Origin of the sequence: Enterococcus sp. LX10 (assembly GCF_023539285.1) — a bacterium.
GTDB classification, from domain to species: domain Bacteria; phylum Bacillota; class Bacilli; order Lactobacillales; family Enterococcaceae; genus Enterococcus; species Enterococcus faecalis.
Genome location: NZ_CP092784.1, coordinates 2,140,715 through 2,166,478 on the forward strand (window position 1 = coordinate 2,140,715; position 25,764 = coordinate 2,166,478).

Here is a 25,764-nt window from a genome sequence, read left to right on the forward strand (position 1 = left end):
TACGTACTTATTTTGAAGATAAGAACGCCAAAACAAATAATAAAATCATCCAAATTGCGCCAAGAACTGCTGTTGAGCGTTGCATAACAGCTTCAAAGCCGCGCGCTTTTTGCTTCCCAAATAATTTATCTGCACCGCCAGTGAAGGCACTTGCTGCACTGTTTTGTTTGCTTGGTTGCATCATAACAGTAATGACGATTAAAACAGATAAAATGATGACCAACGTTAAGATTAGATTATACATGCGTTAATTCTCCTTTTTATACAAATATGCGAAATTCATCTACTTTAATGTAGCATATTTTATCTGTAAACACCAGTGAAATTTAATGTCTTTCCTTATTTGTCTCTAATAGCAACAGCCGCAAGTAGGAATCAGATTTCTACTTGCGGCTGTTGCTAACTTATTTTTTATTTTCTCAATACGTCTCCGTATTCAGGTTTAGTATCAAATTCTTTTTTGGCAAATGGACATAGCGGAATAATTTTTTTATGCTCTTTTCTCGCTTTTTCAACACCGGCTAAAACAAGTTTTTCAGCTAATTTTTGTCCACGATAAGTTGGATCAACAAACGTATGATCAATAATCATCATGCTTTCGCCAGCATCTGACCAAGTCATTTCACCAATTTCTTGGTTTTCATCGTTATATAGAGCAAAACGATTGTTTTCTTCTTTAATTTGCATATTCGTTCCCTGCTTTCCGAATATATTTTAGAGCACCACTTGGACATGAATCTACCACAATCATGTCATTTTCAACACTTCCGTTATCTGGAATAATCCATGGTTTCCGACCAACTTCAAAGACTTCTGGATTTCCGCGAACACAATTACCAATATGTTCACAAATATCTTTATTATAAAAGATATCAATTCCTTCCCCAGTATATTTACGGTAGCCTTCTTTTAATAGTTGTTCTTCCGTGACTGGTTGCCCATCTATTTGGTTTCCTTCCATTGCACAATCTCTCCCCTGTAACTTATTAATATTAAAAACGTACCTTTATTTTACCACTAAGCTGGACATTCAGGCAATTAATTGTTCCACCTTACTTGCCAATTCGACGAGCTCGCAAAGCAGATAAGATTGACACAGTGTCCACAACTTCTTGTAGCATAGCCCCGATTAGCGCCGGAATGATCCCGGTACTAGCAATTAACATTAGTAAAACGCAGATAAAAATTCCGATTAATACAGATTGTTTGGCAATTTTCATGGTATCTTGGGCAATTTCGACCGCTTGGCTGACTTTACTTAAGTCATCTTTTAAAATAACAACGTCAGCAGTTTCACTAGCCGCAGTAGCTCCATGAGCGCCCATAGCAATACCTACGTCTGCAGCGGCAAGCGAAGGTGCATCATTTACACCATCTCCTACCATGATGACTGGATGGTTTTCTTTGGGCAATTCTTTTAGAATAGTTAATTTATCTTGTGGTAAACATTCCCCATGTACTTCGGTAATTCCTACTTCTGCAGCAATCGTTTCTGCGACGGATTCTTGATCCCCCGTCAGCATTAAAATTCGTTGAAGATGTAATTGGTGTAATTTTTCCATAGTCTCTTTTGCTTCTGGGCGTACAGTGTCTGTAAAAGTAATTCGGCCTAAATATGTGCCATTACGTGAAATATGAATAGTCGTTTTATCAATTTTTTCAGTTGCTTGAGACTCTTGTGTCACAAAATTCTTTTTACCTACCCGTATCTCAGCACCATCCACAAATGCCTTCACGCCAGCACCAGAAACTTCCGCTAAATCTGTAATATTTTTTAATGGAACATCTTGCTTTCTGGCATAAGCAACAATTGATCTAGCTAAAATATGACTTGATTCTTGTTCCACGCTTGCTGCCAATCCCACTAATTCAGCAGCAGTTATTTCAGCATTGATTGGTTGGACTTGATCAACAGAAAGTTGTCCTTGCGTAATCGTGCCTGTTTTATCAAACGCAATCGTTTTTGCAGAAGCTAATTTTTCGACCATCGTTCCCGATTTAATAACGACCCCATGACGACTTGAACGACCCATCCCTGCCACTAAAGCAATTGGGGCAGATAGAATTAAAGGACACGGCGAAGCAACAACTAAAACTTCCGCAAAACGTGTCGGACTTTTTGAAACAAACCAAGCAACACCTGCAATTAGGTAGGCAACTAGTGTAAAAGGTACCGCATAGCGGTCTGCTAAACGTACAAAATGAGCTGGTCGTGCCGCAGATTCTTTCACTAAGTTCACAATCGTTTGATATTGACTGTCGGCTACAGTTTTTTCAGCAACCATTTTCAAAGAGCCATCACCATTCACGGAACCCGACATTAATTCATCCCCAGGATTTTTTTCAATTGGTTTTGATTCTCCTGTTAATGAAGATTCATCGACTGTTGATGTCCCGGTTTTTATCAAGCCATCAACTGGAACTAGTTCCCCTGGTTTTACTACTAATTCATCGCCAACATTGATTTCCTCAACAGAAACATCTTCTAAATTTTCGCCATTCAAGCGATGAGCTTTTTGTGGCGAGTTATCCAATAATGACTTCAGCTCTTGGTTAGCTTTTCCAGCGGCATAGTCTTCTAATGAATCACCACCAGTCAACATAATTAAAATCATCAAACTGGCCCAGTATTCTCCCACAGCTAAGGTCGCGACGATAGCGGTAATCGCTAAAATATCGACACCATATTTTCCTTCACGTAAGGTTTGAATCATTTCCCAGAACATCATTAACGCCATTACAGAACCTGTTATTAAAATAATGCCATACGCCCAATTCGGCTGATGTAAAATAAATTCAAATAATAATGCCAAAACTCCTGTTATAATTGTAATCCCCAATTTTGTTACATGCTTCATCTCTTTTTCTCTCCTATCATTCACTTTACATTATTGAGCGTACCTTTTCTGTTTTGAAAAAGAAAGTGAAAACGCCTAAATGAAAACGACTTTCATTATCATAGAATAGAGGTCGGGACAGAACCGTTTAGCTCCGAGAAATAAGAAGAAATTTCCGAAAATTGCTCTTTAATTTTTGGAGAATTTCGGCTTATTTCCGAAGGAGTTGGTTCTGTTTTCGCCGTTTATCAGGTTTTGAGCCTGGAGCAAAAATCCAAAGTGATTTTTGTTCTAGGCTTGTTTACTTTCTGAAAAGTAGTTATGTAAAAAAAACACAGACCATCGTTCATTCGCCGATGGTCTGTGTTTTTATTTCCAAAAATCATCAAAAATTGTAATGGGTAAATGCCGTTTGTGTTGTCCTTTTTTATACCAGTTTTCAATTGTTTGTTGATCTGCTTCCGAGACTTTTTTGCCTTCCAAATAATCATCAATGGCATCATACGTGACACCTAAGGCAACTTCATCTGCAACTAACGGTTTGTCATCTTCTAGATCAGCTGTTGGTATTTTTAGATACAAAGCTTCTGGTGCCCCAAGTTCTTTCAGCAAAGCTTTTCCTTGGCGCTTATTTAAACGAAATAACGGTAAAATATCCGCTCCGCCATCGCCATATTTGGTGAAGAAAGCTGTCACATTTTCGGCTGCGTGGTCTGTGCCAATTACTGCGCCAGCATTTTCGCCAGCTACTGCATATTGTGTAATCATACGTTGACGTGCTTTCATGTTCCCTTTATTAAAATCGCTAATTTGAACACCAGCGTTTTCTAGCGAACCAACCATTGCATCCACTGCTGGTTTAATATCCACTCGTAAAGAAACATCTGGCTGGATAAAGGCAAGCGCGGCTTGTGCATCAGCTTCATCTGCTTGCTCACCGTAAGGAAGGCGAATCGCAATAAATTGATACGACATATCTCCTGTTTCTTCGCGCATTTCGGTCATCGCTAATTGTGCTAAGCGTCCAGCTAATGTTGAATCTTGTCCGCCACTAATTCCCAAGACAAAGGTTTTTAAAAAAGGATGTTTAGTTAAATAAGCTTTCAGAAAATCAATACTTTTACGAACTTCTTCTTTTGGATCAATTGTCGGTAAAACACCTAACTCTTGAATGATTTTTTCTTGAAGTGTTGTCATTTCTAGGCCTCCTTATTCACCGTTTCCGTTAAATGTTTAACGTCTTTACGCACTTTTTCCAATAAATTCATTTTGTGGTTCCAACAATCTGTTGAAAGGTCCACTGGATATTTTTGCGGATTCAAGTCCCGCTTGTATTCTTCCCAAAGTGAATCTAAATTTTCTTTTGCATATTGTTTAATTTCATCTAAAGTTGGTAATTCGTACACACGTTTTCCTTCAACGAAAATATCTTGGAGTACTGGCCGTGCTTCAAAATCACGGACATACTTATTAATAAAGGTATGAACGGGATGGAACATATAAATTTCTTCTTCTTGGCGAGGATCTTCGTTCCAAAGTGTCACATAGTCCCCTTCTGACTTTTTATCAGATTTACGTGTAATACGCCAAACTTGTTTTTTTCCTGGTGTTGTCACTTTTTCAGCATTGCTAGATAGTTTAATGGTATCTTTCATTTGACCATCTTCACCTTCAATTGAAACTAATTTAAACACCGCTCCTAAAGCCGGTTGATCATAGGCCGTAATCAGCTTGGTACCCACGCCCCATACATCAATTTTTGATTTTTGCATTTTTAGATTCAAAATCGTATTTTCATCTAAATCGTTCGATGCATAAATTTTTGCTTCAGTAAAGCCAGCTTCGTCCAGTTGTTCACGAACTCGTTTAGAAATATAAGCCATATCGCCACTATCAATCCGCACACCTAGGAAATTAATTTTATCCCCCATTTCTCGAGCTACTCTAATTGCGCTTGGCACTCCCGCTTTCAAAGTATCATACGTATCAACAAGGAAAACGCAATCCCGATGTGTTTTGGCATACGCCATGAATGCCTCATAATCATTTCCATACGACTGAACCAATGAATGGGCATGAGTCCCACTAACCGGAATACCAAAAATTTTACCAGCACGAACATTACTTGTCGCGTCCGCCCCACCAATATAGGCGGCTCTTGTGCCCCAAATGGCAGCATCTAATTCTTGTGCCCGGCGTGTTCCAAATTCCAATAAAGGATCATCGCCAATCACAGATTTAATTCGAGCCGCTTTTGTCGCAATTAATGTTTGGAAATTCACCATATTTAGCAAGGCAGTTTCTACCAATTGACATTGTGCCAAAGGACCTTCAATTTGAATTAACGGTTCGTTATTAAAAACCAAATCCCCTTCTAAAGCAGAGCGTACAGTACATTTAAATTCAAAATTTGCTAAATACGTCAAGAAATCTTCTGGATATTCTTCAACTTCTCGGAGATATGCAATATCAGATTCTGTGAACGTTAAATTTTCGAGATAATTGACTAAACGTTCTAAACCTGCAAAAATTGCGTAGCCATGATTAAAAGGCATCTCTCTAAAGTAACATTCAAAAACAGCATGTAAATCTGCTCTCCCTAATTCCCAGTATGTTTGCATCATATTGATTTGATACATATCTGTATGCAATGTCAAACTATCATCTGCATATGTATAGTCCATCGTTTTCTACCTCTATTCTTTGTATTAAAAACTTGTTTATATTATAACAAAAAAATTTTTTTTAGCCTAAAATCTGCTTAGACCTCTTTTTCTTTAAAAATGAAAAATTTACTGAAGAAATAATTTAAAATCACTACTACAACTTGTGTAATCATTTTCGCCCAAAACGATGAAAAATGAATGCCATCAATTAGGAGAATCATTAAACCCATATCAGCCACAAAAGATAAAATTCGGTACCAATAAAATAAGCCCATTTCTTTAAAAAAACCAGCTATGCTTTCATGCTTACTTGCGAATACCCAATATTTATTCGTGAAAAAGGCAAATAGAACAGATAAAAACCAACTAATTGCGTTACTTATCTTGTAATCCAGCCCTAACACGTTTTGACAAACAAAAAACACAACTAAGTTGACGACCGTCGTTGCACCACCAAAAAATAAATAAGCCAGTACTTCTCGGTATTTACGAAATAATTCTTTCAATTTTCACGCATCCTTTCAACTAATCATTTTATCAAACTTCGGCAAGAAAACCTATCTATTTTGTGTAAAGACACAATTCTCTTGCTAATTTTACTATTTATTAAGGTATTTATGAAAAACATAGTAAGAGAAGAGGAGAAGTTCATCCATGGATGAACTTCTCCTCTTCTCTTCGTCTAATAATATATGACTCCATCGACCAATAAGTTAAATCAGCATTAGTCCTTTAGCTTAGGAAGTGCTATCGTTTGTCCTTCGGTTAATACAGAATACGTTAAGTCATTTTCCTGCTTGAGTGCGTTTAAGGAATAGCCCGTTTTTTTAGCAATTTTTGCGAGTGTCTCTCCTCTTTTTACTTCATAATACTCAGTAGACGCTGTTTTTGAGTCATTCGCTTTACCATTTGATTGCTCTGCTGTCTTCAAAGCATTAGTCACCGATTTACTGATTATTAGTGATTGAAGTAACGCTTGTTCTTTCGGTTCTAGAGAAGTCGCCGCTGTATGCTGAGGAATCGTGATTTTTTGGCCAATATAAAACATTTCTTGAGTCTTTAAATTTTGTTTTAAAATGGCTGTTGCTGACACACCAAACGTCTGGCTAATGGTGGCGAGAGAATCTCCTTTGCTTACTTCATAGATGACTGCTTCTTTTTTTAGCTGTTCTTTGACTGCTTCCTTATCAAACGAAGGTTTCTTTTCTTCTGCCAAATTAGTCACTACTGGTTTCTTCTTTTCTTGATCGTATTCAGTTAATTGATAGGTTTCAATCAACGCGTTTAATTTTTTATCGTAATATGTATCCGTTGCATAACGACCTGTTAAAAATTTTGTTGCCTGCTGATAATTCGTCGTGTTTGCTTTCAAAACGCCGTGATAAAACGTCGGATTCCCCGCCAACCCATTGATGATTAATTTACTATAGTCTGTTAATGACTCTTTATAGGAAGGATACTGACGAAAATCGGCATGAATGGTGGTCATCTTCCCTTTACCATCATCTTCTTGTGTGGAAAAGCTGACACTTTGACCTTGATAAGCGCCTTTAATGCCAAACAAATTATAATTAGGCGGCGCGGCTAACGCACTATTGCCCGAGCCACTTTCTAAAATAGCTTGAGCTATCATGACAGAAGCGTATAGATCATACCGCTGACCAATAACTCGTGCTTCTTCACCGATTTTTCTAATAAACTCAGAAGTAGAAGCATTCTCTTGGACAACAAAATTTGCCTCGGCTTGTTGTTGAATTCCTGCTTGCTTTTCCTTTTCTTGACTATTGTCTATCTCTGAATGTACCAACGGCTCTTTGGTCTTTTCAGTTAATGTAGAATTTTGTGGTTCCTGATTATGAGGCGGCTTTTCAGTGAGTGCTTTACGCTCTTCAGACGCTGGTTGCTCACTTTGTAACGATTCGGTTGGTTTAGTACTAGCAATTGGCTTTTCTTGTGGCGGTAAACTATTTTCAGATTCTGAAGGTTCCACATTATTTTCCTGATGGTCACCGCTGTCATTTTGTATTGAACTTTCTTGTTGTTCAGACGAACTTATTACTGTTTCGTTCAGCGTTGAAGAAGTAAGAGTTCCTTGGTCTTGATTGACTTGGTCCGCTCTTTTTTCTTCCAGTACTAGCTGTCGGCTTTCGTGACTCGTTTCGGTCTCCTCTTGAGCGATTAATGGTTCCGAATTGTAGTAACTGGCGCCCGCATAAGTCCCTAAGACTCCAAGACATACCAACTTCAAATATCTTGCCTTTCTTTTTTTCATCGCATTTCTCCTTCATTTACCTCTTTATTTCTGCTAATAATTGCTCTATCTGTTGGTACATTCCTGTTGATTCATTCTTGATGGTTAGCATTTGTTCACAATAAGCTTGGTACTCTCTTGCCACTTGCTTCATGCGTGTTAAAGTTGCTAAACGTTGTTCCATCTCTTCATGAACTGTTGCAACTTGTTGGTTAGCTTGGGCAATTGTTTCTTTTGCTTGACGTTTGGCTTCTAATAAGACTTCGCCAATTTCTTTTTGAGAAAGCGTAACGGCTGTGTCTAAGTTCTCTTCGCTAGTCTGTTTCTGTTGTATCTTTGCTTCAGACAATTGTTTCTGTAAAGAAGTGATAGTTGCTTCTTTATCACTTAACGTTTCTTTAACATCTTTAAGTTGAACATCTTTTTCGACTACTTGTTTTTGTAATGCTTCCACTTCATTGGTTTGCATTAATAATTGCTCCGTTAGTTTTTTTATGGATTGCTGATATATTTGATTTTCTTCTTCTAGTTTTTCAGCAAAAGAAAACGATTCTTCCGACAGTTCAGTCGGCACTTCTTGCTTGACCTGCTTAACTTTTGCAGCTTGCTCTTTTGCATAAACGACCTCGTCATCAAAGATTGCTTCCTCTGTTACCTTTGGTTGTGCTTTCCCCGATTGTTCATTTTCAAAATCCGGCATCTTCTCATACTCCTCATCTTCATTGTTTTTAGTCAAAAATTGCCACATTTGTTTCTCCTCCTTCGTACCTTTTACACCGTTAACATATAGCCTTTTGAGCGAATTGTTTTGATATATTGTGGTTTGTTCACATCTTGTTCAATTTTTTTACGCAAATGGAAAATCACATTAGCGACACGATATTTTCGTTCATTCGCAGTATCTTTCCAGACATTTTTGTAGAGTTCTTCATATGTAATTGTTTGTCCTGCGTGTTTGTATAAATACTCTATTGTGAAAAATTCCAATTTTGTTAAAAGAATTTCTTCTCCACTTCCCAAGCAAACACTCAAATTTGGCGCAATTAAATACAATCTCTCAGAAAGATTCTTAGTAACGGTTTGTTCCTCGTTTGCACTAACTAATTTAGGATAAAAACGTCTTTTTACACGTTGCAATAAATTACTCATGCTTAACACGCATTCTTGGCGATCATAAGAATGATCAAAAACGCCATCTGCGCCTAATTGTAAATAAATAATTCGATTGACTTTACTAATTGCTTCTGTCCGAGAAAATAACCAAATTGGCAAGTCTGACTGCTTGCGAATTGTCATTAATAACTCACAACAAGTATTTACTTGCTGGTGATCAGTAACTTCAATCACTAATCCATCAATATGGTGCAAATGAAGAAGTATATTTGTTCCTTGGATGATCTGACATTCTACTTGATTACTAACAAACCAATTTTGACAGTATTCTTTTGTTTCAATTGTCAAAGGGACGACACCAATTGTATATTTTTCCATTTTTTTACCTCAATCTTCCTAATATTCTCCTTCAAAATATAATAATTTTTATTTATATTCTATTAATAAATAAAAATCACCAACTACTAATTTTTCAAAAAATGATTGTTATTACTAAATTTTATCGAATAAAAACAAGGCTGTCTAGCTAAAACGAAGCCTTTAAATTATCATCTTTTTTGTTAAATGAGTAAATATTTGAGAAAACACTACAAGCAAAGATATTATTCAGATTATTTATTCTTTATGTAAAAAAAAGCTTACGATTTTTCAATCGTAAGCTTTTAGAATACTTTTTTATTTTTACATCATACCGCCCATGCCCATTGATGGATCCATCATAGGAGCTGGTGCAGCTGGTTCTGGTTTGTCTGCAACAACTGCTTCGGTTGTTAATAATAAAGCTGACACAGAAGCTGCATTTTGTAATGCAGAACGAGTTACTTTTGTTGGGTCAACAATACCGGCTTCAACCATGTTTACCCATTCACCGTTAGCTGCATTGAATCCGATACCTAAGTCAACATTTTTTAGTTTGTCAACAATCACTGATCCTTCATAACCAGCATTTTCAGCGATTTGACGGATTGGTTCTTCTAATGCACGAACGACAATCTTGATCCCTGTTGCCACATCGCCTTCAGCTTCCAACGCAGCGACTTTACCAATTACATTGACAAGTGCGGTACCACCACCTGAAACCATGCCTTCTTCTACAGCGGCACGTGTTGCGTTTAACGCATCTTCAATTCGTAATTTTAATTCTTTTAATTCTGTTTCAGTTGCAGCACCGACTTTAACGACAGCAACCCCGCCAGCTAATTTAGCTAAACGTTCTTGTAATTTTTCACGATCAAAATCAGACGTTGTTTCGCCGATTTGGTTTTTAATTAAATGAACGCGGGCATCAATGGCTTCTTTTGAGCCAGCACCTTCAACAATTGTTGTGTTATCTTTGTCGACAACTACTTTGCTAGCATTTCCTAAGTTTTCAATGGTTGTGTCTTTTAACTCTAACCCTAAGTCGTCAGTGATTACTGTACCACCTGTTAAAATAGCAATATCTTCAAGCATCGCTTTGCGGCGGTCACCAAATCCTGGCGCTTTTACTGCGACAACATTAAATGTACCACGGATTTTGTTCAACACTAATGTTGGTAGAGCTTCTCCATCAACATCATCCGCAATAATCAATAGTGGACGGCTTTGTTGTAGAATTTGTTCTAATAAAGGTAAGATATCTTGAATATTTGAGATTTTTTTGTCGGTAATTAAGATATATGGATTTTCTAAAACAGCTTCCATTTTATCGTTGTCAGTAACCATGTATTGAGATAAATAACCGCGGTCGAATTGCATTCCTTCAACCACATCTAATTCTGTTTCAATCCCTTTTGATTCTTCAATGGTAATTACGCCATCGTTACCAACTTTTTCCATTGCATCAGCAATTAATTGGCCGACTTTTTCAGAGCCTGATGAAACAGCAGCGACCTGTGCAATCGCTTCTTTTGAATCAACTACAGATGAAATATTGTGTAATTCTTCTACTGCTGTTTTTGTTGCTAATTCAATCCCACGACGAATACCTAATGGGTTAGCTCCAGCAGTTACGTTTTTTAAGCCTTCACGAACAATGGCTTGTGTCAAAACAGTCGCTGTTGTTGTTCCGTCACCAGCAATATCATTCGTTTTAGAAGCAACTTCTGAAACTAATTTTGCGCCCATGTTTTCAAAATGATCTTCTAATTCAATTTCCTTAGCAATTGTTACCCCATCGTTAGTAATCAATGGTGAACCAAATGATTTTTCTAAAACAACGTTACGACCTTTAGGGCCTAATGTCACTTTCACTGTATCTGCTAATACATCTACTCCGCGTAGCATTGCTGCACGTGCATCTTCTGCAAATTTAATCTCTTTTGCCATGATTTCTTCACCTCATAATTTTTTTCTTCTATTATATTATTCTGTAAAAGTTGTTTATTATTCAACAGTGGCAATAATGTCTTTGGCTGATACAATTAAGTATTCTACGCCTTCGTATTTCACTTCTGTTCCTGAATATTTTTCAAACATTACTGTGTCACCAATTTTTACTTCCATCGGAACTTTTGTGCCATTTTCAAGCACACGACCTTCACCTACTGCGATAACTTCACCTGTTTGTGGTTTTTCTTTTGCAACGGATGCAAGAACAATTCCTCCAACAGTTTTTTCTTCTTCTTTCGCGACTCTAATTACGACGCGATCGCCTAATGGTTTTAACACAATAAATCCCTCCAAATAAAAAGTTTTCGCTTATTTTAGCACTCGATACATAAGAGTGCTAACTCACACTATTTATAATACTCATTTCACTCTAAAAATGCAAGTCTTTTCTCTCTTTTTCTTGTCAATTATAAGATACGCATTTTTTATTGCGTATTCTTTTTTCATGGAATGTTTTTCCAATCCTTTAATTCATGGTAAAATAAATTGACTACGATTGGAGGCGAATAAAATGAAACAACGTTTACTTACAGCACTAATAGCAACATTCGTTTATTTTGTGATAGCGAATTTAGGAAATCTTGTTTTCAGTGTCACAGAAGGAATTGTTTCGACACTTTGGGAATCTCTTTTCTTTTTCTTATTCGTTTTTCTTTTATTAGGATATCGCAATAATCGTAAAAAATAATTATAGAAAGGATTAACCATGACCTTAAGAAAATCAAGTTTATTTATTTTAGTCACATACATTATCGCTTTTTTCGGGCCGTTACTTTTTTCGGGTATTTCTCCCAATGCAGCGATTAATGTGACAACTGCTCTCTACATTATTGGTGCCCTTGTAATGATTGGCATCTTTTTAAAAACAACAGAACCTTCTCCTTTAGAGGAAACAGCAACCTTGAAATCACCTATTTTTATTTTTTTACTAGGTGTTAGTGGGATTTTCATTGCCATGCTGATTCAAGGCGTTACTTTCGCCATTGAAGTAGCCATCACAGGAGAACAAGCTACTTCTCAAAATACACAAGCTATTGTAGCGGTGATTTTGGCAAATCCTTTATTTATTTTGGCAACTACTATCGGTGGTCCGATTATGGAAGAATTCGTCTTTCGTTATGCATTTATCCATTTAATCCAGCCTTTTACAAATTTCTGGATTGCGGCTACTGTTAGTTCGGCGATTTTTTCACTCGCACATGCCGATGGTCACTTTTTTGTTTATTTCTTTATGGGATTTTTCTTTGCTCTTTTGTACAAGCAAACTGGAAAAATTTGGACCTCAATTATTGCCCATTGCGGCATGAATACGATTGTGATTATTGTTCAACTACTTTTGCATAATGGTGCAATTCAATAAGAAAAGGGCCTTCGTCTAAACGACTAGGCCCTTTTCTTTTACTTATTCTTCTTCGTCAATCAATTCGTTGTCATGATGTAAGAAATAAATTAATGTTTGTAATTCGTTGGTTAAGTCAACATTTTGAATTAATACTTCAGGTGGCGCTACTAAACGCGCAGCCGTAAAGTTTAGAATTCCTTTAACCCCTGCTTCGGCAAGTTTGTTTACAACTTCTTGCGCTTTGCGAGCTGGAATAGTTAAAATAGCTACTTCGATTTGTTGAACACGGATTTGTTCCATCATATCTTCCATTGGATAAACCGGAATACCGTCAACAATGCGTCCCACAATATCTTCATTCACATCAAATGCGCAACTTACACGAATACTGTTGCTTTGATGGAATTTGTACTTTAATAAAGCACTTCCTAAATTACCAACCCCGATTAATGCGACATTGGTTAACTCATCTTCATTCAACGTTTTTGCAAAAAAGTTCATTAAGTTTTCAACATCATAGCCGTACCCACGTTTACCTAATTCACCAAAATATGAAAAGTCACGACGAATAGTCGCACTGTCTACTTGTACCGCTTCACTTAATTCAGTTGATGAGACTTTATTTTTTCCTGTATCATGTAACATTCTTAAGTAGCGATAATATAAAGGAAGGCGTCGCGCCGTTGCTTTTGGAATAACTTGATCTTTCACAATTGGACCTCCAATACTTTCACTTAAATCTTATCCATTAACATAATAGCAGTTTTTCACAATAAAAAGCAATTCTATGGCTCAAAAATAGCATTTTTCTTCAAAAGTTTGTGATAAAAGGTATAAACCTTCACAAAGCATTTTTTGATACGTGCTATTTTAGCAGATTTTATGCTACACTAAGGGCAATGAATTTAGAAATGAGGACTACTGATGATTTTATTACAAGCAAATCAAGTTGCCCGCCATTTTGGCTCGAAAACATTGTTTGAAAACATACATTTAGAAATTGCAACAAAAAGTCGGATTGCCTTAGTTGGTCGTAATGGTGCTGGAAAATCGACTTTTTTAAAAATCATTGCAGGCATTGATGCTCCCGATAGCGGAACCATTGCCAAAAATAAAACTGCTACGTTAGGTTATTTAGCTCAAAATACCGGCTTAGAATCAGATAAAACCGTTTGGGAAGAAATGACAAAAGCCTTTGCTGACATCCTAGAAATGGAACAGCGTATGCGAGAATTAGAAACCAAAATTAGTGAAATGGAGCCAACCACTTCCGTTTATGAAGGAATTTTAAAAGAGTACGATCAATTGCAACATACGTTTTCTGAAAAAAATGGCTACGGCTATGAAAATGAAATTCGCTCAGTCCTTCACGGCTTTGGCTTTGATGAATCCTTTTACACGAAAGATATTCAAACCTTATCTGGTGGTCAAAAAACCCGGCTTGCATTAGCAAGAATGCTTTTACAAAAACCAGACATTTTAATTCTGGACGAGCCTACAAACCACTTAGATATCGAGACGCTTTCTTGGCTGGAATCTTATTTGCCAAGCTATGCCGGCGCCCTATTGATTGTTTCCCACGATCGTTATTTTTTAGATAAGGTAGTTAATGAAGTTTATGAACTGAGTCGCAAAAAAATGACTCACTACAAAGGAAACTATTCCAAATACTTAGAGTTAAAAGCAGAACAATTAGCCAGTGAATGGAAAGCGTATGAAAAGCAACAAGAAGAAATCAATAAGTTAGAAGATTTTGTTGCCAAAAATCTGGTTCGTGCATCTACAACGAAACGTGCACAAAGTCGCCGAAAAGTATTAGAAAAAATGGATCGTTTAGACCGACCTCAAGGAGATGAAAAATCGGCGCATTTTCTTTTCGATAGTGAAAAAGTCTCGGGAAATGTTGTTTTACAAGTCGAAGATGCCGCCATTGGTTACGACCAAGAACATATTTTATCCGAACCTATTCACTTGGATATTCGTCGCAAAGAAGCCATTGCCTTAGTCGGACCGAACGGAATTGGTAAATCCACTCTCTTGAAATCAATTATTGACCGCATTCCTTTCATTAAAGGAAGTAAAACTTTTGGCACCAATGTTTCTGTAGGTTACTATGACCAAGAGCAAGCCAATTTACATGGCAATAAAACGGTCTTAGCGGAATTATGGGATGAACACCCAACCACACCTGAAAAAGAGATTCGAAGTATTTTAGGCGGCTTTCTCTTCAGTGGAGATGATGTTGAAAAAACGATTCCTTTATTAAGCGGTGGTGAAAAAGCACGTGTGGCATTAGCAAAATTAGCGATGGATCGTGACAATTTCTTGATTCTCGATGAGCCAACCAACCACTTGGATATCGATAATAAAGAAGTTTTAGAAAATGCGCTGATTGATTATGAAGGAACCATCCTCTTCGTTTCCCATGACCGTTACTTTATCAATCGAATTGCAACAAAAGTTGTTGAGCTTTCTGAAAAAGGCAGCAAACTTTATTTAGGCGACTATGATTATTATTTAGAAAAGAAACAAGAGGAAGAAGAAATCGCTGCCCTCTTAGCTAATGAAGAAGCGGCGAAAAAAACCGAACCAGTTACAGCCAAAAATACCTTTTATCAAAACAAGGAGCAACAAAAATTACTCCGTACTTTGCAGAGAAAAATAACACAAGTCGAAGAAAATCTTGCTCAGTTAGATACGACAATTGCACAATTAGAAGCACAAATGAGTCAACCAGACATTCTAGAAAATCATGTTGAATTGCTGGCTTTAAACCAACAATTAGATGACGCTCGTCAGCAACAAGATGAACTACTTGAGCAATGGGAAAATTTCAGTTTAGAATTAGAAGAAATGGAAAATAACAATTAACGGAGGGATTCACTATGGCTTCCAAAAAAATCAGTTTAACGAAGCCCAAATATCAACAAATCGCCGTTGATGTTGCGGAAAAAATTGCAGAAGGCAAATTACATGTTGGAGATAAAATCCATGCCCGTTCCACCCTAGCTAACCAATACCAAGTGTCGCCAGAAACAGCCCGCAAAGCCATTATCGTTTTAGTTGATTTAGAAATCGTTAAAGCCAAACACGGCAGCGGCTTCTATGTGGCATCAAAAGAAAAAGCGCAGGACTTTGTGACACAATATCAAGACGTTCAAACGATTGCTGAAATTAAAGAAGAATTGCTAGATAGCGTAGCGAAACAAAAAGAAGAACTTACTCATTTTTCTAGCATTCTAGATACTCTTGTTGAACAAACAAAGCGTTTTGATTCTTTCAATCCAATGAATCCTTATTCATTAGTTTTAACAGAAGAAGCTGCTTATCTTGAGGCGACGATTAGCGAAATGAATTTTTGGCAAAACACTTCGGCAACGATTATCGCCATCAAACACAAAGAAGAACTTCTGGTCTCACCTGGTCCATATGCAAAGATTTCGTTGAACGACACACTTTATTTTGTTGGACATGACGAATCAACGTTACAACGAGTCCAAAATTTCTTTTATCCTTAAACAAAAAAGTGACTACTTATCTTGCGGTAAATAGTCACTTTTTTTATTTATTATTTCTATTTTTCATAAAAAACCACTATAAAACCTAGTTAAAATACTGTTTTTCTTCATTTTCAGAAAGATTTTCATCTAATTTGACAAAGTGACAACTTTATAGTAGTCTGATGTAGTCACTTTTTTAATGAGGAGGAACAATGATTTGCCAAAAGTAAAAGTAAATCACCTTACCAAGATCTTTGGTAAGAAAACCAAACCGGCACTTGAAATGATTCGTGCCAACAAAAGCAAAACAGAAATTTTAGAAAAAACGGGTGCCACAGTCGGTGTTTATGATGTAAATTTCGAAGTTGAAGAAGGCGAAATTTTCGTTATTATGGGGTTATCAGGAAGTGGGAAATCAACATTAATTCGTTTATTAAATCGTTTGATTGAACCAACTTCAGGAAATATTTATATTGATGGACAAGATATTTCTTCTTTAGATAAAGAAGGATTACGTGAAGTACGTCGAAATAAAATGAGCATGGTTTTCCAAAACTTTGGTCTTTTCCCCCATCGAACTATCTTAGAAAATACGGAATATGGTTTAGAAATTCGTGGTGTTCCTAAAGAAGAACGCCAAGCAAAAGCTGAAAAAGCCTTAGAAAATTCTAGCTTAATTGCTTTTAAAGACCAATTACCAAGTCAATTATCTGGTGGGATGCAACAACGTGTCGGCCTTGCTCGTGCCTTGGCTAACGATCCAGAAATTTTATTAATGGACGAAGCGTTCTCTGCTCTTGATCCGTTAATTCGTCGTGAAATGCAAGACGAACTATTAGATTTACAAGAAAATGTCAAAAAAACCATTATCTTTATCACACATGATTTGAATGAAGCTTTACGAATCGGCGACCGGATCGCCTTGATGAAAGATGGTCAAATTATGCAAATTGGGACTGGAGAAGAAATTTTAACCAACCCAGCCAATGAATATGTGCGAACCTTCGTGGAAGATGTGGATCGTTCAAAAGTCTTAACTGCCCAAAATATTATGGTACCTGCTTTAACTACTAACATTGAAATTGATGGCCCAACTGTTGCTTTAAAACGGATGCGTCAAGAAGAAGTGAGTATGTTACTTGCCGTGGATAAAAAACGCCAACTAAAAGGCGTGGTACGCGCAGAAAAAGCTTTAGAAGCGCGTAAAAACGGGACTTCTCTTGTAGAATGTGTGGATCCAGAAATTCAAACAATCGACAAAGATATGTTAGTGAATGATATTTTCCCACTGATTTATGATGCACAAACGCCTCTTGCCGTGACTGATAACGGCAAACTATTAGGCGTGGTCATACGTGGTAGCGTACTTGAAGCACTTGCAGAAACAGAGGTGAACGAACATGAATAAGTATCAATTACCTGTCGCGTCTTGGGTTGAAAGTTTTACTGATTGGTTAACTTCAACATTTGCTGGATTATTCAGCTTTTTACAAACAATTGGTCAAAGTGTAATGGACAACATTACTGCCTTACTAACAGCCGTACCACCACTTGTGCTGATCGTGCTATTAACGATTGCTGCTTTCTTTATTTCTAATAAAAAAATCGGCTTAAGTTTATTCACGTTTATCGGCTTAATGTTTATCTATAATCAAAACTTATGGAACGATTTAATGAGTACCGTTACGTTAGTTTTACTTTCTAGTGTTATTTCCATTATCATTGGTGTGCCACTGGGGATTTTAATGGCGAAAAGCGAAAAAGCCAAAAGTATCATTACACCGATTTTGGACTTCATGCAAACAATGCCTGGTTTCGTTTACTTGATTCCAGCCGTTGCATTCTTCGGAATTGGTATGGTTCCTGGGGTCTTCGCCTCTGTTATCTTCGCTTTACCACCAACCGTGCGCTTTACGAATTTAGGAATTCGACAAGTACCAAATGAACTTGTTGAAGCAGCTGATTCTTACGGTAGTACTGGCTGGCAAAAATTATTCAAATTAGAATTACCTTTAGCCAAAAACACGATTATGGCTGGTGTTAACCAAACAACCATGCTAGCTCTATCAATGGTAGTTATTGCTTCAATGATTGGTGCGCCTGGATTAGGACGTGGCGTCCTTTCTGCTTTACAACGTGCGCAAGTCGGGAACGGTTTCGTAAATGGTGTGGCTTTAGTTATTTTAGCGATTATCATTGACCGTTTTACTCAACATTTAAATAATAAAAAAGCAGCCCCTAAAGCAGCTGGTGCCACCTCTAAAAAGAAAAAATACGGGATTATTGCAACGGTTGTTGTAATTGTCGCTGGCTTAGTTGGTGCTTCAATTTTTACAACAACAAATGATAAGCAAATTTCCCTTTCTTATGTGGAATGGGATACCGAAGTAGCCTCCACACATGTGGTTGCCGAAGTCTTAAAAGATATGGGATATGATGTTAAAACGACTCCTTTAGATAACGCAATTATGTGGGAATCTGTAGCTAAAGGTGAAACAGATGCCATGGTTGGTGCGTGGCTGCCAGGAACTCACGCAGAGCAATATAAACAATATAAAGATAAATTAGACGACCTTGGTGAAAACCTTAAAGGCGCGAAGCTAGGAATTGTCGTCCCTTCTTATATGGATGTTGATTCTATCGAAGATTTATCTGATCAAGCTGGGAAAAAGATTACTGGAATTGAACCTGGGGCTGGTGTTGTTGCAGCAGCAGAGAAAACTAAAGAAGCTTATCCTAATTTGAAAGATTGGTCTGTTGAAACTTCTTCATCAGGTGCCATGACTGTCGCCTTAGGACAAGCAATTAAAAACAACGAAGACATCGTTATTACTGGCTGGTCTCCTCACTGGATGTTTGCAAAATATGATTTAAAATATTTAGCTGATCCAAAAGGCACTATGGGCGGCGAAGAAGCGATTCACACAATGGCTCGCCAAGGCCTAAAAGAAGATCAACCAGAAGCTTACAAAGTGTTAGATAATTTCCATTGGACAACTAAGGATATGGAATCTGTCATGTTAGAAATTAACGAAGGCAAAGACCCACAAGAAGCTGCACGTGATTGGGTTGATTCACATAAAGACCAAGTAGCAGAATGGAAAAAATAATTCTTAACAAATGACTTCCCCATCTATTAAAAGAGGGCGTTGAACAAATTGTTCAACGCCCTCTTTTTTCGCAAAAAAAACCACTCAGTTGGGTAGACTGAGTGGAAAGGAGTTATTTTTACTTGAGGAGTAAAAATGAAAAGTGTTTATGTTGGGTGTTTTGTTGGTATGCTTATATATTAACGAGAACCTGTGAATAATTTGTGACGAAAACCTTGGAAATTTGCTACGAATTACTTAAAAAAGTTTAAATGTGTCTCATCCTAGTTAATCGATACAGTAATTATTTCTTTTTAGTATTTTGGATGGCTTTAAATAATGTTGAAAATTGTCCTTTGAAAGACATCACATCATCAAAGATATCAACACCATCGTTTAACATTTTGACGGTCACCCAGCCAAGCGCTTCCGTAATTGCTACCGCAACTGAAGCATTGACCATGCCACCAGTCACAGTTCCGACAACAGGAATCACTTTTAGAATATTCCCGACTGCGCTCTTACCTAAACTAACCACTACTAATTCTTTGGTTAAACTTTTCCCTAAGCTTTCAGACCAAGACTGACCAAAAATTTTATGCAGCCGTGACATCATAGTTAATTGAACAGGTACCAGTAAAAAAGCATCCGAAAATGGAATTGGCGAAAACCCAATAATTGCTGCTGACAATGCAGCAAAATGAATCGTTTGATGACTTTTCTTTTTCACGTCAGGTGAAACACCAGCCAAAAATTCATCAAATACTTTGTCGAGTTGTGTTTGACTGTTCGTCACTAATTGTTCTGCTTTACCTTTAGAAGTTGCGAAAGCATTCATTATGGCCGTAGACGTTTTTTGTGGAAATTTTTTCAAGACATCTTGAAAAAAAGAACGAAATTCTGGGTCTTCGATTTCTTCATTCAATTGCTTAGTTTCTTGTTCTGCTAATTCTTGTTTTTCAATCTCTTCAAAAAGTTCTTGTTTCTTTTTGTTTTTATGTTTTTTTCTTCTCATCTCATTAACTCCCTTATCTATCAATATGTAGAAACAAAGTATAGCATATCCCCTGATTGATTCTCTTTTAGATGATTTGAAAAGCCAGAACTTATCTGTTTTTTAAACAAATAGAAATGTTCCAGCTTTTCTCAAAAAATCAGCTATTTTGTTTGTTCTTCACCGCAATACACCGTCAAGTGTTTAGGCAAAATTTTCAGCGTAATTGGCAAAGCAGCTCCTTCATCACCATCCACATTAGTGGTTAATTCTTCTTGGTTTTCTAAGGAGATTGTTCCTTCTTTAAAGGTTAGGTAAGCTAAATTATCAGTGGACTGATCGACTCCTTTTAACAAATCTGGAACGGCTTTTACTGCATCCCACAATGATTGATCTTTTAAATAAACTAAATGAAGTTTGCCATCATCCACTTGGGCCTCTGGTAATAATGTTTCAAACCCACCGATTGAATTCGTTAAGCCAACTAAAACGGTACTACTTTCAATGGTTTGTTCTTTTTGATCCAAGCTTAAATGAAAAGGATACGTTTGAGCATTCGCTAAATGTTTGGCACCTGAAATAAAATAAGCGAGTTTTCCTAACTTCGTTTTTTGTTCAACGTCCACGTCGTTAATTGACTCTGGAATCGTCCCAATTGCAACGACATTCATAAAGTAGTCGTCATTGATTTTCCCCACGTCTAAAGCACTGGTTTTTTCTAAATCTAATTGTTGAATCGCTTCTTCAGGGTCCATCGGTAAATTCAAGGCTCGCGCTAAATCGTTCACCGTTCCTAAAGGAAAAAAGCCAAATTTCGGGCGGTAAGCTTGTTCTGCCAACCCGCTAATTCCTTCATTAACAGTTCCATCTCCCCCCATTACGAAAACACTGTCGAAGTGACTTTCCGCAGCTTCACGGGCAAATTGTTCTGCATCGCCGCCTTTTTCTGTTTGTTTCACTATAACTTCATCAAATAACTGCTTTAATTTTTCTTCTGCTAACGTTTCAAATTCTTTGGCTTTTTCACCACCAGAACTGGGGTTAACAATTAAAACTGCTTTTTTCACTGGCACCACTCCTCATTGATAACTAAATCGTTTGATTCCTTACAATTATTATAAAAGATATTTTTGATTCTGGCGAAAAATATGCTGACACTTGCTTAACAAACAAGCATTCCTGCTCCTCACTACTTTTCAAAACGTTCTTTAAAGCAATAGGCAAAATAATAGAACAATTTCCAAAAATCTTGCCAAACTTTTGGATCCATCCCCGTCAATTCATGAATTCGTTTCAAGCGGTAATTCAATGTATTTCGATGGATATGTAATACTTGTGAGGTTTCATTGATGTTTAAGTTATGATTGGCGAAAAAAATAACGGTTTCATAGTATTCATCATAAATCGTCTGGATGGTTTCAAAAAAATCCAATTCAATATGAAAAGGAAAATTAAAAATTCCTTGAATGAAAAAATCTTCTGCTTGGTAAAACTTAGCCTTTTCTAATTGGAGAAACGATAGAAGTAAATACGTGTTTTGTGCCTCTTGGACCATTTGTTGAATCGTGGCTTTTTCCGAACTTATCACAAGGTATTCTGTTACTGGCTTTGTTATCTGAGGTGGTTCAGAAGTAATCACCAGATAACAATTTTCCCATTCAAATATTTCATGGCCAGGATAATAACTGGATAATAAGCGCTTGTCCTTCGTCAGTACACAATGATTCTGGTCATCTAATTGAAGGTTATATAGTTCCAACGCTTCAAGTTTTAAGGCTTCTGAGTAAGCAGAATCAACATGCATTAAGTGCTGGATAAACTGATTTTTTTGTTTCTTCTTTTTTTCGCGTTCTTGTTGTGTATTTAATTCTTCTGTCAGTAAAAGAACAATCGAGCGCACAAGCTTGGTAAATTTGCGCACCTCGTCTGGTTCTCCTGAAATGCCTACGACACCTAAAATGTGATCATTCAAAATAATCGGTTCATTGGTGCCTTTTTTCTCTAGAGAAGTATCTTTATAAATTTCAATATTTTTTCGTTCATTGATGGCTCTTTCTGCGCCACGATGGCGCTCCCCAATTCGAGCAGAATCTCCACTCGCAATAATTTTTCCTCGTTCATCCATAATATTGATGTTATAAGGAATATCTGCCATCAACTTTTCAACAATTTTATTTGCTTGGATTTTGTCTAATTTTAACATTGCTATCGCCAACTTTCTAAAAAGCGAGTAGCGTTTGGGACATAAGCCGCAATGACTTATGTCCCAAACGCTTAATTCTTCAGATCAACGACTGAACATTTTTATTTCAGCTTTCATTACTGATGATACCATGGTTAGTTCTTAGTCACAAGGCACCAGCTGTAATGTACGAGCAATATTTTCAACGGTTCTTTCTAAGTTAACTGGTCCATTTTTCAATGCTGCTTCCAACGGTTCGGCTTTGGCCAAAATTCCAAAAATAGCCGTCATCCCTTCTTCATAGAGGACATCCACATCTTTGCCGATATAGCCAGCACAAGCGAAAACCGGTTTTTGATACTTCTTGGCCAAACGTGAGACGCCATAAGGGGCTTTGCCGAATTTTGTTTGAAAATCCATACCGCCTTCACCAGTAAAGACATAATCAGCGGCTTTTATTTTTTCTTCTAATTGATTCACTTCTACGACAATATCAATTCCTGGGCGTAACTGAGCTTTTGTGAATGCTAGTAACCCTGCACCCAAACCACCAGCAGCTCCTGCACCTGGCATCATCTCAACATCAATGCCGATCTCTTTTTTGATGATCGCTGCATAATGGGCTAAGTTTTTATCTAATTGAGCCACCATTTCTTCTGTCGCACCTTTTTGCGGGCCAAAGACATGAGACGCCCCTGTTGGCCCTGTTAGTGGGTTATTCACATCACTTGCTACTAGAACTTCGGTAGCAAAAATACGTTGATCAAACTGTGTTAAATCGATCTGCGCCAGTTTATCTAATGCACCACCGCCACCCGTCAATTCTTGCCCTTCCTTGTCTAACAAACGCGCACCAAGTGCCTGAATCATACCTGCACCCCCATCATTTGTCACGCTACCACCAATGCCGATAATGATTTTTTTTGCCCCATGATTGAGCGCATGTTGAATCATTTCTCCTGTGCCATAAGTAGAAGTGATCAAGGGATTACGTTCTTCTGCTTTGACCAATTCAATTCCGTTAGCTTTCGCCATTTCAATGACCACCGTTTCTTGGTCACCTAATAAGCCGTAATAGGTTTCAACGATTTGATCAGGAAGCGGTCCTGCCACACGCACTGGTACTCTTGTGCCTCCTGTTGCATCCACTAAGGAATCCACCGTTCCTTCCCCGCCATCTGCCATCGGGACATGTTGAATGTCTGCATCTTTAAATACAGCTAAAATCCCTTTTTCCATTGCCAGACAGGCTTCTTTTGCACTCATACTTTCTTTAAATGAGTCTGGAGCCAAAACAAATTTTTTCGTCATCTTTTCGCGCCTACTTTCCAACTAGTTTAAAATAAAGCCATATAAAATGGTTGCAACAATCGTCATTACCCCACCGACACACATTTCATAAGGAATCACTCGAATTCTTTCTTTAATCGTCATATTCATACTTTGTGCCGTAATATGGAAATAATTGCCTTGAGGAACACTATCAATCACAGTTGCCCCAGTATGCACCATGACTGCTGCTGAAAGTGAAGTTGTGCCCATATCTAAAATCGCTGGTCCAAAAGAACCTGTCGCTAAAATAACCGCTGTGGATGTTGAACCAACTGCTAAGCCCATTAAAATACCAGAAATCGGTGCCAAGAAGGTTCCAGAAATTCCCATAACAGAAATTAAGTGGACAATTTGTGTTGATAAATCAGAAACAGAAATTAATCCGGCAATTGCGCCTGCACCAATTAAAATTAAAACGGTATCGGTTACTCTCTTCAAGCCAGAAGATGCATAAAAGGCCAGTTGTTTTGTTTGCCCAATCGCAATTGTCCCAACAACTGAGGCGAACGGCAAAATATACAGAGCATCAATATTCAAACTTTTGATGAAAGAAATATTTAAAACGGCGCCAATCGGATTAAGTAATAATAAGACAATCGCTAACACTGGCGCGATCAACGCCTTTTTCAAAGGTAATAATTCTTTTGTTTGTTCCTCTACAAGATCCGTTTCTTTGACCATTGATCCTTTGCTTCTCATGATATTTGCAAGAACAACAGCTGTAATTAAACCAAATACGGCTGGAATAAATCCAGCAATCATAACGTCACTTAAAGGTAAATCAAAGCCGTTCGCCGCTGCAATAGTATTTGGATTAGGCGAAATAATATTACCCGCTTTGCCGCCACCTGATAAGGCAATCAATAATGATAACTTACTGATACCCGTACTTTTCCCAACGGATAGAGCAATCGGGGCAACAATCAACACTGCAACAGGAATGAATACGCCCACAGCTGTAATTACCATTGTGGATAATGCCAAAGATAAAATAGCTTTTTTCTCGCCAAGTTTTTGTACAATGGCGTTGGCAATTGATTCTGCCGCACCGGATTCCATCATCACACCCGCCAACATGCCGGCTGCTAAGACACGGATTGCGGTTCCCATAATACTTTGTGTTCCGTTTAATAGAACAGCGACTGTATCTGACAGGGAAGCGCCTCCAATAAGACAACCAACAATTGCACCAAAAAACAAGGAATACACAGGATTAAATTTTTTCAAAATTAATACTATCGCTACAACTAATCCTAAAATTGCAGCAACCCAAGATATTGTAATATCTGGCATTCAAAATCAGCTCCTTAAATTGTTTACGCTTTCATTTTATCAAAGTCCTTTCTTTTTAAAATTGTAAATTTAACAGGATTTATTGTTCAAATGCACAAAAAACTGTTCTTAAAGAACAGTTTTTTGAAATCTTTTTCTATCTTTCTCAATAATGACCACCAAGCCAACGAACAAAAGAACACTCACAATTAACAATACTGCCGTTTTATTATATCCATGAAAGAGCGCTTCGCCTCCACATGCGTAAAGTATTGAGGAAGGAATCACACCAACGACTATCGCGGCTATTAAATTTTTTAATGACAACTGCATAGTATCCGCAGCAAAATTAATCACAGAAGAAGGAATAATTGGAATCATGTAGCCCACCATAATCCCAATTTTTGGATGCTTCATCCGTCGAATGGACTGGACCCAATGATTGGTCTCCGTTTTTTTATCTAAAAATTTTATATGATGCATCAAAAAGATTGCAACTAAATTTCCCAAACTATTCCCTAAAACGTTAATGAGTGTGCCACTAAATGGACCAAAACTCAATCCTGCAATCACACCGATTACCGAGGTCGGAATCCCTGGTACTGCACACATAATTACTGTCAAAAAAACTAACCACAGCGCTGCTGAAAAACCATGTGAACGAATTCGCTCTAATAATTGTGTCTTACTGGCTTTAGGATTCAAAAATAATTGAATATCTGTTTGATATTCTAGATACAAACGGTAACCAACCAGCAGGATTAAAATAAGACCGCTACTGATTAGTAGTATTCGGATTGTTTTCCTCTTCATTTT

General features: G+C 37.4%; 25 protein-coding genes. 6 read left to right on the top strand and 19 right to left on the bottom strand.

Translation table 11 applies throughout. The features are described 5' to 3' along the window. Positions 1 to 7 precede the first annotated feature (7 nt). From secG to groES, 12 genes are all read right to left on the bottom strand, one after another. A complete protein-coding gene (gene secG, locus MKZ30_RS10025) occupies positions 8 to 244 on the bottom strand; it encodes a preprotein translocase subunit SecG (protein ID WP_002356546.1) in 237 nt (78 codons plus the stop codon). 167 nt (positions 245 to 411) lie between these two features. Further along, positions 412 to 687 carry a GNAT family N-acetyltransferase gene (locus MKZ30_RS10030; protein WP_002356545.1) on the bottom strand — a complete coding sequence of 92 codons (276 nt, stop codon included), beginning with the start codon at positions 685 to 687 and terminating at the stop codon, positions 412 to 414. Next, the gene (locus MKZ30_RS10035) at positions 677 to 961 is read right to left on the bottom strand and encodes a (4Fe-4S)-binding protein (RefSeq protein WP_002382645.1); all 285 of its coding nucleotides are present in this window, start codon (positions 959 to 961) and stop codon (positions 677 to 679) included. The genes MKZ30_RS10030 and MKZ30_RS10035 overlap by 11 nt, the downstream gene beginning before the upstream one ends. 91 nt (positions 962 to 1,052) lie before the next feature. After that, positions 1,053 to 2,882, bottom strand: a complete 1,830-nt coding sequence (locus MKZ30_RS10040; protein WP_016614366.1) for a heavy metal translocating P-type ATPase — start codon at positions 2,880 to 2,882, stop codon at positions 1,053 to 1,055. A gap of 324 nt (positions 2,883 to 3,206) precedes the next feature. Next, on the bottom strand, positions 3,207 to 4,034 hold the full coding sequence (gene nadE / locus MKZ30_RS10045; RefSeq protein WP_002367161.1) for an NAD(+) synthase: 828 nt from the start codon (positions 4,032 to 4,034) through the stop codon (positions 3,207 to 3,209). Between the two features lie 2 nt (positions 4,035 to 4,036). Beyond that, entirely contained in the window at positions 4,037 to 5,521 is a 1,485-nt protein-coding gene (locus tag MKZ30_RS10050; protein ID WP_002356538.1) for a nicotinate phosphoribosyltransferase, read from the bottom strand. 77 nt (positions 5,522 to 5,598) lie between these two features. Next, a complete protein-coding gene (locus MKZ30_RS10055) occupies positions 5,599 to 6,009 on the bottom strand; it encodes a GtrA family protein (RefSeq protein WP_002367164.1) in 411 nt (136 codons plus the stop codon). Positions 6,010 to 6,227: 218 nt separating this feature from the next. After that, positions 6,228 to 7,775, bottom strand: a complete 1,548-nt coding sequence (locus MKZ30_RS10060; protein ID WP_033600529.1) for a glucosaminidase domain-containing protein — start codon at positions 7,773 to 7,775, stop codon at positions 6,228 to 6,230. 16 nt (positions 7,776 to 7,791) lie between these two features. Continuing rightward, entirely contained in the window at positions 7,792 to 8,502 is a 711-nt protein-coding gene (locus MKZ30_RS10065; RefSeq protein ID WP_002419477.1) for a hypothetical protein, read from the bottom strand. Positions 8,503 to 8,525: 23 nt separating this feature from the next. Continuing rightward, on the bottom strand, positions 8,526 to 9,245 hold the full coding sequence (locus tag MKZ30_RS10070) for a response regulator transcription factor (RefSeq protein WP_033600531.1): 720 nt from the start codon (positions 9,243 to 9,245) through the stop codon (positions 8,526 to 8,528). Positions 9,246 to 9,548: 303 nt separating this feature from the next. Beyond that, the gene (groL, locus tag MKZ30_RS10075) at positions 9,549 to 11,174 is read right to left on the bottom strand and encodes a chaperonin GroEL (protein ID WP_002362559.1); all 1,626 of its coding nucleotides are present in this window, start codon (positions 11,172 to 11,174) and stop codon (positions 9,549 to 9,551) included. 57 nt (positions 11,175 to 11,231) lie between these two features. Beyond that, the gene (gene groES, locus MKZ30_RS10080) at positions 11,232 to 11,516 is read right to left on the bottom strand and encodes a co-chaperone GroES (RefSeq protein WP_002356531.1); all 285 of its coding nucleotides are present in this window, start codon (positions 11,514 to 11,516) and stop codon (positions 11,232 to 11,234) included. Positions 11,517 to 11,748: 232 nt separating this feature from the next. On the opposite strand from groES, the gene MKZ30_RS10085 reads away from it, so the two are divergent. Together MKZ30_RS10085 and MKZ30_RS10090 are read left to right on the top strand one after the other, a co-directional pair. After that, a complete protein-coding gene (locus MKZ30_RS10085) occupies positions 11,749 to 11,925 on the top strand; it encodes a hypothetical protein (protein WP_002356530.1) in 177 nt (58 codons plus the stop codon). A gap of 18 nt (positions 11,926 to 11,943) precedes the next feature. Beyond that, the gene (locus tag MKZ30_RS10090) at positions 11,944 to 12,597 is read left to right on the top strand and encodes a CPBP family intramembrane glutamic endopeptidase (RefSeq protein WP_002356529.1); all 654 of its coding nucleotides are present in this window, start codon (positions 11,944 to 11,946) and stop codon (positions 12,595 to 12,597) included. Positions 12,598 to 12,639: 42 nt separating this feature from the next. On the opposite strand, the gene MKZ30_RS10095 is transcribed toward MKZ30_RS10090, so the two are convergent. Next, a complete protein-coding gene (locus tag MKZ30_RS10095) occupies positions 12,640 to 13,290 on the bottom strand; it encodes a redox-sensing transcriptional repressor Rex (protein ID WP_002356528.1) in 651 nt (216 codons plus the stop codon). A 213-nt stretch (positions 13,291 to 13,503) separates the two neighbouring features. Between MKZ30_RS10095 and abc-f the strand changes: the two genes are divergently transcribed. From abc-f to MKZ30_RS10115, 4 genes are all read left to right on the top strand, one after another. Beyond that, the gene (abc-f, locus tag MKZ30_RS10100; protein WP_033600532.1) at positions 13,504 to 15,450 is read left to right on the top strand and encodes a ribosomal protection-like ABC-F family protein; all 1,947 of its coding nucleotides are present in this window, start codon (positions 13,504 to 13,506) and stop codon (positions 15,448 to 15,450) included. Positions 15,451 to 15,464: 14 nt separating this feature from the next. Beyond that, positions 15,465 to 16,097 carry a GntR family transcriptional regulator gene (locus MKZ30_RS10105; RefSeq protein ID WP_002356525.1) on the top strand — a complete coding sequence of 211 codons (633 nt, stop codon included), beginning with the start codon at positions 15,465 to 15,467 and terminating at the stop codon, positions 16,095 to 16,097. Between the two features lie 199 nt (positions 16,098 to 16,296). Next, a complete protein-coding gene (locus tag MKZ30_RS10110) occupies positions 16,297 to 17,487 on the top strand; it encodes a quaternary amine ABC transporter ATP-binding protein (RefSeq protein WP_002388977.1) in 1,191 nt (396 codons plus the stop codon). Next, a complete protein-coding gene (locus MKZ30_RS10115) occupies positions 17,480 to 19,189 on the top strand; it encodes an ABC transporter permease/substrate binding protein (protein ID WP_002419475.1) in 1,710 nt (569 codons plus the stop codon). The genes MKZ30_RS10110 and MKZ30_RS10115 overlap by 8 nt, the downstream gene beginning before the upstream one ends. Positions 19,190 to 19,472: 283 nt before the next feature. On the opposite strand, the gene MKZ30_RS10120 is transcribed toward MKZ30_RS10115, so the two are convergent. The 6 genes from MKZ30_RS10120 to MKZ30_RS10145 form a co-directional block, all read right to left on the bottom strand. After that, on the bottom strand, positions 19,473 to 20,207 hold the full coding sequence (locus MKZ30_RS10120) for a YcjF family protein (RefSeq protein WP_016614371.1): 735 nt from the start codon (positions 20,205 to 20,207) through the stop codon (positions 19,473 to 19,475). A 119-nt stretch (positions 20,208 to 20,326) separates the two neighbouring features. Next, positions 20,327 to 21,229 (bottom strand): diacylglycerol/lipid kinase family protein, encoded by a 903-nt coding sequence (locus tag MKZ30_RS10125; protein WP_033600533.1) that lies wholly within the window; start codon positions 21,227 to 21,229, stop codon positions 20,327 to 20,329. Between the two features lie 122 nt (positions 21,230 to 21,351). After that, on the bottom strand, positions 21,352 to 22,365 hold the full coding sequence (locus MKZ30_RS10130) for a CdaR family transcriptional regulator (protein WP_002356518.1): 1,014 nt from the start codon (positions 22,363 to 22,365) through the stop codon (positions 21,352 to 21,354). Between the two features lie 141 nt (positions 22,366 to 22,506). Beyond that, positions 22,507 to 23,655: a glycerate kinase gene (locus MKZ30_RS10135; RefSeq protein WP_129226019.1), complete on the bottom strand. Its 1,149-nt coding sequence runs from the start codon at positions 23,653 to 23,655 to the stop codon at positions 22,507 to 22,509. Positions 23,656 to 23,676: 21 nt separating this feature from the next. Beyond that, positions 23,677 to 24,969 (bottom strand): GntP family permease, encoded by a 1,293-nt coding sequence (locus MKZ30_RS10140; protein ID WP_033600535.1) that lies wholly within the window; start codon positions 24,967 to 24,969, stop codon positions 23,677 to 23,679. A gap of 108 nt (positions 24,970 to 25,077) precedes the next feature. Further along, positions 25,078 to 25,761, bottom strand: a complete 684-nt coding sequence (locus tag MKZ30_RS10145) for a TVP38/TMEM64 family protein (protein ID WP_002382632.1) — start codon at positions 25,759 to 25,761, stop codon at positions 25,078 to 25,080. Positions 25,762 to 25,764 lie beyond the last annotated feature (3 nt).

Excerpts from the sequence above, each read along its gene's own strand:
- MKZ30_RS10060 (WP_033600529.1), bottom strand. The coding sequence starts at position 7,775 with ATGAAAAAAAGAAAGGCAAGATATTTGAAGTTGGTATGTCTTGGAGTC.
- MKZ30_RS10065 (WP_002419477.1), bottom strand. The coding sequence starts at position 8,502 with ATGTGGCAATTTTTGACTAAAAACAATGAAGATGAGGAGTATGAGAAG.
- nadE (WP_002367161.1), bottom strand. The coding sequence starts at position 4,034 with ATGACAACACTTCAAGAAAAAATCATTCAAGAGTTAGGTGTTTTACCG.
- MKZ30_RS10085 (WP_002356530.1), top strand. The coding sequence starts at position 11,749 with ATGAAACAACGTTTACTTACAGCACTAATAGCAACATTCGTTTATTTT.
- MKZ30_RS10140 (WP_033600535.1), bottom strand. The coding sequence starts at position 24,969 with ATGCCAGATATTACAATATCTTGGGTTGCTGCAATTTTAGGATTAGTT.
- MKZ30_RS10070 (WP_033600531.1), bottom strand. The coding sequence starts at position 9,245 with ATGGAAAAATATACAATTGGTGTCGTCCCTTTGACAATTGAAACAAAA.
- MKZ30_RS10105 (WP_002356525.1), top strand. The coding sequence starts at position 15,465 with ATGGCTTCCAAAAAAATCAGTTTAACGAAGCCCAAATATCAACAAATC.
- MKZ30_RS10035 (WP_002382645.1), bottom strand. The coding sequence starts at position 961 with ATGGAAGGAAACCAAATAGATGGGCAACCAGTCACGGAAGAACAACTA.
- groL (WP_002362559.1), bottom strand. The coding sequence starts at position 11,174 with ATGGCAAAAGAGATTAAATTTGCAGAAGATGCACGTGCAGCAATGCTA.
- MKZ30_RS10135 (WP_129226019.1), bottom strand. The coding sequence starts at position 23,655 with ATGACGAAAAAATTTGTTTTGGCTCCAGACTCATTTAAAGAAAGTATG.
- secG (WP_002356546.1), bottom strand. The coding sequence starts at position 244 with ATGTATAATCTAATCTTAACGTTGGTCATCATTTTATCTGTTTTAATC.
- MKZ30_RS10050 (WP_002356538.1), bottom strand. The coding sequence starts at position 5,521 with ATGGACTATACATATGCAGATGATAGTTTGACATTGCATACAGATATG.
- MKZ30_RS10145 (WP_002382632.1), bottom strand. The coding sequence starts at position 25,761 with ATGAAGAGGAAAACAATCCGAATACTACTAATCAGTAGCGGTCTTATT.
- MKZ30_RS10130 (WP_002356518.1), bottom strand. The coding sequence starts at position 22,365 with ATGTTAAAATTAGACAAAATCCAAGCAAATAAAATTGTTGAAAAGTTG.
- MKZ30_RS10030 (WP_002356545.1), bottom strand. The coding sequence starts at position 687 with ATGCAAATTAAAGAAGAAAACAATCGTTTTGCTCTATATAACGATGAA.
- MKZ30_RS10090 (WP_002356529.1), top strand. The coding sequence starts at position 11,944 with ATGACCTTAAGAAAATCAAGTTTATTTATTTTAGTCACATACATTATC.
- abc-f (WP_033600532.1), top strand. The coding sequence starts at position 13,504 with ATGATTTTATTACAAGCAAATCAAGTTGCCCGCCATTTTGGCTCGAAA.
- MKZ30_RS10115 (WP_002419475.1), top strand. The coding sequence starts at position 17,480 with ATGAATAAGTATCAATTACCTGTCGCGTCTTGGGTTGAAAGTTTTACT.